Consider the following 7,135-nt stretch of genomic DNA (forward strand, 5'->3'; position numbering starts at 1 on the left):
GCTCACTCTGTTCACTCCACGAACTTTGACAGGACCATGGACCCGTTGGTGCCACCGAACCCGAACGAATTGGTCATCACCGAATCCAGCCCTGCGTTCTCCACCAGCTGCGTGGCGATTTCCGCAGGCTTCAAAGCCGGATCAAGCGTTTCCACGTTGATCGACGGGATGATGAAATCATGCTCCAGCGCCAGCAGGCAATAGATCGCTTCCTGCGCGCCGGTCGCGCCCTGCGAATGGCCGGTCATCGACTTGGTCGAGGACACCGGCGGGGTCGAGCCCTCGCCGAACACGCGCCTCACCGCTTCGATCTCGCCCACGTCACCCACCGGGGTCGAAGTGCCATGCGCGTTGATATAGCTGATCTTGCGACCCTCGGGCAGCGTCGCCAGCGCCAGCCGCATCGCCCGCTCACCGCCCTCACCCGACGGCGCGACCATGTCTGCCCCGTCCGAGGTTGCCCCCAGTCCGGTGACCTCGGCATAGATCTTCGCGCCCCGGGCCTTGGCGTGCTCCAGTTCCTCCAGCACGACGATGCCGCCGCCGCCAGAGATCACGAACCCGTCCCGGCCCGCGTCGAACGCGCGCGAGGCCTTCTCCGGCGTGTCGTTGTACTTCGAGGACATCGCACCCATGGCGTCGAACAGGCAGGACAGGGTCCAGTCCAATTCCTCGCCGCCACCGGCGAACATCACGTCCTGCTTGCCCATCATGATCTGCTCCGCCGCGTTGCCGATGCAATGCAGCGAGGTCGAGCAGGCCGAGGTGATCGAGTAGTTGATGCCCTTGATCTTGAACGCCGTCGACAGGTTCGCCGACACGGTCGAACACATGGCCTTTGGCACCGCGAACGGCCCCACGCGCTTCGTCGCGCCGGTGGACAGTACCGTCTGATGCGCCGTCAGCAATGCCGAGGTGGACGGTCCGCCCGACCCGGCCACCAGACCGGTGCGCGGGTTCACCACGTCGGACTCTTCCAGCCCGGAGTCGGCAATCGCCTGCTGCATGGCGATATGCGCATAGGCCGCACCCGGTCCCATGAACCGCAGCGTCCGCTTGTCCACGAACTCGGTCACGTCGATCTTCAACTGCCCCGAGATCTGCGAGCGGAACCCGTGCTCCTTCATCTCCTCAGAGGCAGAAATCCCCGACTTCCCGGCCTTCAGCGAAGCCAGCACTTCCTCGGCATTGTTCCCGATGCTCGAGACTACCCCCAAGCCTGTAACGACGACACGGCGCATAGAGCCTCCCTTGCGTTTGTTGGGGGCTATGTAGGCCGAGAGGTGCCCTTGGCGCAAGGTGGCGATGGCTGCCGGGCACCACCTATCCGCCCAGCGACCCTCGCAGATTATCCGATTGATCTCCCTTGGATTGAGTATAAACACGCAACACGGTTTTATGTTTAATGAGTGACAGACCATGCCCATGTCTGCCCCCTTCGTGCCGACAGACAGCCACGCCGGGTTCTGACCGCATGTTGCGCCTGTCTTCCCATGTCCTGTCCGCCGCCTCCGAACGGCGCATGACTGACTTCGACCTCCGCATGACGCGGGTCCTGTCAGAGCGCTACGGAACCCCGGACCGCCCCGTCAAAGCGCATGACCTGCTGTCCCACGTCACCCACGCGCGCCGACAGGCACGGGCCATCGGCATGGTGACCGAACAGCAGATATTCGACCTGGTCGAGGCCTACGTGACCAATGGCGACGCACTCTGGCAGGACCAGACCTTCCTGCGCATCGCCGCAGCCGGCTGCGCTCGCCCGAGGACAAGGCCCGCGCCATCCGCGACCGTTTCGTGCGCCGGAGCACCGCCGCATGAACGACTTCAGCACCACCCAGTCCCCGGACAGCGAAACCGCCGTCTGCCCCGATTGCTGCAAGGCCCTGATGGACGAGATCATGGAGGACGTGAACAAGGTCGCCCGCGTGCCCGATGCGGTTGACCGAAACGTCGCCATCACGCAGCGTTACCGTGACCTCGGGGCCGCCATGCCGCAGAATGACTGGGTGCGATTGGCGGGCTACGTCTCGACACAGGGCGGTTGCGCGATGAAAAACTTCTACTTCTCGCACAAACCCGGGATGGCCACGGCGGCCTATACATTCGGGCAAGCCGTCGTCACGCCCAGCGAGGCGCTGGAGACACTGCGTGCGGCGAACACGGCCATTTTCACCTCGGTCTATCCACCGAACAAGTTCGTCGAGCAGCACGGCTACGAGGAGCTGAAGAAATGTGTCGACGCCAAAGCAGTGGACGTCAGCCGGGAATTGATGGACGCGCTGGGCAAACTGGAGCGCGGCGAAAAAGCTGACGCAGCCAACCTCATGGCCGAATATGAACAGATGAAAGTCGTGCAACCGGTGTACGAGCAGCACGCCGATACCTTCGACGACATGATGACCGCAGACGCCATCAGGTTCTGGGCCGACGACACGTCTATCCCGATCTCGTATGAATGCACCCGTGACAACCTGGTGCCGCTCGGGGAACTCGACATCACGAACCCAGAAGATCGCGTGCGTTATTACAGCCGCCTGATGAAGAGGATGTTGAAACTGGAAAGCGCGAAATGATGCGCCGCGGAGCCTTTCGATCTCCTTGGCTGATGCCGCTCACTGCCGCGTTCGTCATCACCCTTGTTGCCGCATTTCTTGCAGGAAAGAGAATCATGACACTTCCCGAGCAATCTCCCGAACGTCCTGTCGTGGAACTTGTCATTTCCATAGGCGACAGCCTCGCAAAAATCATTGAAGCCAACGGGCTGGACCAGCGCCACGGCAAATCGACGCTGAACCTGCTGGAGCCAAGCCGTATGAGGGATTTCGATGATTCAATTCCGTCGCACTATATCGTTGCGCGCGCAGGCTCGAGCGGAGCGACGGACCCGGGCGGGGTTGCGGTCCTCATGGATGCCCCCTCGTGCACCCTTCGCCTGCCCGCAGGCCGACAGCTCAAGATCGGGCATATCGGCGGTTTGGTCGACGAGATCGAGCTGATCGCACCGCTGCAATCGCTGAACTGGGACGCGATGCAGGCCGCGGTGACGGCATTGATCGCTGAGCTGGATGGGGCGGGGTGGGTGCGCACGCGTGACACCTATGGCCCGGACCGCCCGATCAACGAGATCCTCACCCCCGAGGATTTCGCGAACAAGGTGGACGGCTCCTGGGCGCGGGTCGGCAGCTGGGCCGCCTGCGATCAACCCGACGTGAAGGCCTGGGTGCAGGTGCTGCATTACAACGCGCTCTCCAGCGCGACGATGACCCCCCCGGCCGTTCTGGGGCGCCCTCTGCCCGACGATGCCCCGGACACATTCCTGCTGCTGATCCGCATCCAGGCTGAATTCGACAGCCCGCTCGAACGCGAGATGACCCGCCTGCGCAACGCCCGCAGGCAGGAGGTTACCGGCTCTGCCGAGACGCCCCTGCCCCTCGCGCTCTGGATCGAAGACCCCGACTGGCGCCCCGCCGGGTGGAGCAGCGCGCTGCTGCCCTGACGCCTGGATATGAAACTGGACATGAAAAAGGGGCCTTCCGGCCCCTTCCCCGTCAGCCATTGGCTGCCGGATTAGCTCTCCGACAGGGCAACCTTCATGTCCTTGACCTGGTAGATCACATCGCCATCGGCCTCGACGATCCCATCGGCCACGCCCATTGTCAGGCGGCGGGTCTGGATCGCCTTGGTGAAATCCACCTTGTAGGTCAGCATCTTGCGGTCGGGACGGACCATGCCGGTCAGCTTCACCTCGCCGACGCCCAGCGCGTAGCCGCGCCCCTGCCAGCCACGCCAGCCCAGGTTGAAGCCGGTCAGTTGCCACAGACCGTCCAGCCCCAGACACCCCGGCATGATCGGGTTGCCCGGGAAATGGCAGTCAAAGAACCACAGGTCCGGCGTGATGTCGAACTCCGCCACCACGTGACCCTTGCCGTGCAGGCCCGCGTCGCCGGAAATCTCTGTGATGCGATCCATCATCAGCATCGGCGGAGCCGGCAGCTGTGCGTTGCCCGGGCCGAACAGCTCGCCGCGCGCGCATTTCAGCAGGTCTTCCTTGTCGAAGCTGGTGGGATAGTCGGACATGCCTGCGGGCCCCCTCTACGTGCCGTGTCTCAAAGTCGGCCCCCGTCTAGCACCCGGCCCGCGCCCCATGCAAGCGATACGGCGCTTGGCGTTACGCGGCAAAATGGTTTGAAATCATGTCCTCCAAGGCTCTATATATACAGTCACAAGGCAAAAGGATGCATAAGCCCATGCAAGAGGCGCCCATGCTGGAGGCAATGGAACGCGGCAAGACCTGGCTGGCCCGCAGCGATCTGCGGCCGACACGTCAGCGCGTGGCACTGGCCGCTTTGCTCGTGGGGGACGGCCAGAACCGGCACGTCACCGCCGAAAGCCTCTTTGCCGCCGCCATGGAGCAGGGCGAACAGGTCAGCCTCGCCACCGTCTACAACACGTTGAAGGCGTTCTGCGACGCGGGCCTGATGCAGGAAGTCACCGTCGATGGCTCCCGCAGCTACTTTGACACCAACACCCACGACCACCCGCATTTCTTCTGGGAAAACGAGGGGCATCTGACCGACGCACCCGCCGACCAGCTGGTCATCTCGCAATTGCCCGAGGCTCCCGAAGGTTCTGAGATTGCCTCCGTCGAGGTCGTCATTCGCCTGCGCAAAAAGCGCTGAGGCCGCCGGACATCCGACGCCACGCTTCCTGTCCAAAAGAACAGCGCCCCTTGGCCCCCTCGGGTCTGCGTCTCGAACAGCACCCTGGACGCACCGGCCCAAACCAAACGCCGCCCTTCGGGCTGATCCCGCCGCAAGCAATGTATCCGGAAAGCAATCCCACCGCCCGCTCGCCGAAGTCGGTTGGTGCGGATTCTGGTGGTACCCCCGACCGGACTCGAACCGGTACGGCACAAGGCCTGGAGATTTTAAGTCTCCTGTGTCTACCATTCCACCACGGGGGCCCTCACCGCTTGAGCGCGGCAAGTGGCGCGACAATAGCCAAGCGCGCGCCGGTGTAAACCAGCCAGTATGCCCAATCAGTGAAACCGGCGGTCACAAAACCAGATCAAAGCCGTCCATCCCACCGGGCACGTTGAACACGATCAACTCGCCATCCGAGACCCCGTCCCCGTTCTGGTCGAAATACAGGAACGCGGCGCCAAACGCGTTCAACGCATAGCGCACCTCCATCCCGCCAGAGGCCGAAAACGCTGCCGTCCCCAGCCAGGCGAAACTCGTATCCTCGCCGATGCCGGACACGTCGATGATATCCGACCCGCGTTCAAAGTCCTTGATCCGGTCCGGATTCCCGTCGTCCAACTCCGCCACCGAGTCGAAGATGAACGTGTCGAACCCCGACTTCCCCATCAGGATGTCGAACCCAAGCCCGCCATACAGCACGTCATTGCCCGCATCCCCGGACAGGATGTCATTGCCGTCGCCACCGATCAGAGTGTCATCACCGTTGCCGCCCAGCAGCCGGTCCGCGCCGGTGCCTCCATCCAGGAAATCACTGTCCTGAAAGCCAAACAGGTAATCGTCCCCTGCCCCGCCGGTCAGCGAATCCCAGCCAAAGCCACCGTTGATGTTGTCGTTGCCGTCTCCGCCATCGAGGACGTCGTCCCCCTCCTCGCCGACCAGCGTATCGTTGCCCGTCCCGCCGCGCAGCGTGTCGAACCCGGCCCCGCCATATAGCGCGTCCGACCCGGTCCCGCCGTCAATCTCGTCCCAGCCCGAGCCGCCATAGACAAGGTCGTCCCCGTCTCCGCCGAGGATCACGTCATCGCCGGCGCCACCGTTGATCGTGTCCGCCCCGGCCATGCCCTGCAACAGGTTGTCCCCCATGTTGCCGGTAATCTCCTCCGCCGCGCCCGCCCCGATGACGGCGAAATTCCCGGCCCCGAGCAGCACGATGACCTCGACCTCCGCCACGTCGGTCACGTCGGATCGCGCCAGCACTGTGTCGCTGCCGGTGCCGCCCCGGATCGCCACCAGATCGTCCTCGATCATGATGCGGTCATTGCCGGGCCCGCCGTCGATCAGCCCGTCGAACTGCCCGCCAAAGCCATAGAGCGTGTCATCGCCGTACCCTAGCAGCAGATCGCCGGTCCATTCACCCGTGTTGTGCACCGCATCCGCACCCGCAGCGGCATCCAGATCACCACGGACCGTCCCGAGGTTGCGCACCAGGTCCGCCACCTCAGAGCCCTGTATCCAGACCTCGCCCGGCGAAGCGGTCAGATAGGTGCTGAACTCCCAGCCCTCCAACACACCCGAGTTGAACAGGGTCAGCCCCTGCACCGAGGCGCCGTCGATCTGCGTCAGCTCCGCCCGTCCGCTGTTCTCGAAAAACCCGCGCCCGGTTCCCGACAGCCCCATCTCACCGCCGCGCATCGTCCCGGTGTTCTTCACCGTGACGTTATACGCCCAGTCCCCGTCCCGCAGCACGTCCGCGCCGTACAGCGACTGCATCAAGCCATGGTTCTGGATGTTGTACGACACCGCCCCCACCGCGCCGCTGACTTCGATGACACGGCCTGCACTGGTGATCTCGCCATTGTTGACGATGCGATGTGCCCCCGCAGTGGCAATCAGCACCGCCGCCCGCTGGTTGGCGTCATCGTTGTTGCGGATCAGCCCGTGGTTCTCCAGCACATTGGCCGCCGCGCCCATGTAGACCACCGCGTTGGCATGGCCGATCACCTGCCCGTAATTGATCAACTGGCTGCGCAGGTTCCCGCCCGCATAAAGCAGCGTGTAGGTCTCGTCATTGGCGATGATCGTGCCCGTCGTCACGAACACCGTATCGCCATTCACGATGGTATAGCTGGACCCGGTATAGATCTGGTCCGCATTCTGAAAGACAAAGGCCATTTTCCGCCCCAACGGCCGCGCGTTTCACGCCACCCCTACCGGCGCGCCGGATTGCACGCAGCCGCAGTCTCCCCCTTTCCGGGTAAATACCGGGTTGCCACCCAAGCGGTATTTGTCTTCATCTTGATCGAAATACCTCGGGTGAGCGCCGTCAGGCGCGAGGGCAGAGCCCTCACCGCGCGGACCGAAAGGTCCGCGCCCGTGGCGGTTGGGGGGCCCACCACCACACACACACCACCACGAACGGGAGCGCCCCC

General features: G+C 63.7%; 7 protein-coding genes and 1 tRNA gene. 3 read left to right on the forward strand and 5 right to left on the reverse strand.

Going from position 1 to position 7,135, the window contains the following annotated elements; translation table 11 throughout:
* Window positions 1-11 precede the first annotated feature (11 nt).
* The gene (gene fabB, locus ACP16H_RS14160) at window positions 12-1,241 is read right to left on the reverse strand and encodes a beta-ketoacyl-ACP synthase I (protein ID WP_425072949.1); all 1,230 of its coding nucleotides are present in this window, start codon (window positions 1,239-1,241) and stop codon (window positions 12-14) included.
* A gap of 317 nt (window positions 1,242-1,558) precedes the next feature.
* Window positions 1,559-1,834 carry a hypothetical protein gene (locus ACP16H_RS14165; RefSeq protein WP_425072950.1) on the reverse strand — a complete coding sequence of 92 codons (276 nt, stop codon included), beginning with the start codon at window positions 1,832-1,834 and terminating at the stop codon, window positions 1,559-1,561.
* Between ACP16H_RS14165 and ACP16H_RS14170 the strand changes: the two genes are divergently transcribed.
* Window positions 1,818-2,576 carry a DUF2515 family protein gene (locus tag ACP16H_RS14170; RefSeq protein ID WP_425072951.1) on the forward strand — a complete coding sequence of 253 codons (759 nt, stop codon included), beginning with the start codon at window positions 1,818-1,820 and terminating at the stop codon, window positions 2,574-2,576. The genes ACP16H_RS14165 and ACP16H_RS14170 overlap by 17 nt on opposite strands.
* Before the next feature lie 95 nt (window positions 2,577-2,671).
* On the forward strand, window positions 2,672-3,499 hold the full coding sequence (locus tag ACP16H_RS14175; RefSeq protein ID WP_425072952.1) for a hypothetical protein: 828 nt from the start codon (window positions 2,672-2,674) through the stop codon (window positions 3,497-3,499).
* A gap of 71 nt (window positions 3,500-3,570) precedes the next feature.
* On the opposite strand, the gene fabA is transcribed toward ACP16H_RS14175, so the two are convergent.
* Complete coding sequence (fabA, locus tag ACP16H_RS14180; protein WP_425072953.1) at window positions 3,571-4,080, reverse strand: bifunctional 3-hydroxydecanoyl-ACP dehydratase/trans-2-decenoyl-ACP isomerase; 510 nt, start codon at window positions 4,078-4,080, stop codon at window positions 3,571-3,573.
* A gap of 185 nt (window positions 4,081-4,265) precedes the next feature.
* Between fabA and irrA the strand changes: the two genes are divergently transcribed.
* The gene (irrA, locus tag ACP16H_RS14185) at window positions 4,266-4,682 is read left to right on the forward strand and encodes an iron response transcriptional regulator IrrA (RefSeq protein WP_425072954.1); all 417 of its coding nucleotides are present in this window, start codon (window positions 4,266-4,268) and stop codon (window positions 4,680-4,682) included.
* 199 nt (window positions 4,683-4,881) lie between these two features.
* On the opposite strand, the gene ACP16H_RS14190 is transcribed toward irrA, so the two are convergent.
* Together ACP16H_RS14190 and ACP16H_RS14195 are read right to left on the reverse strand one after the other, a co-directional pair.
* Window positions 4,882-4,966, reverse strand: a tRNA-Leu gene (locus ACP16H_RS14190).
* A 91-nt stretch (window positions 4,967-5,057) separates the two neighbouring features.
* The gene (locus ACP16H_RS14195; protein ID WP_425072955.1) at window positions 5,058-6,878 is read right to left on the reverse strand and encodes a calcium-binding protein; all 1,821 of its coding nucleotides are present in this window, start codon (window positions 6,876-6,878) and stop codon (window positions 5,058-5,060) included.
* Window positions 6,879-7,135: the final 257 nt, after the last annotated feature.

This window comes from Sagittula sp. S175 (assembly GCF_049800975.1).
Taxonomy (GTDB): Bacteria; Pseudomonadota; Alphaproteobacteria; order Rhodobacterales; family Rhodobacteraceae; genus Sagittula.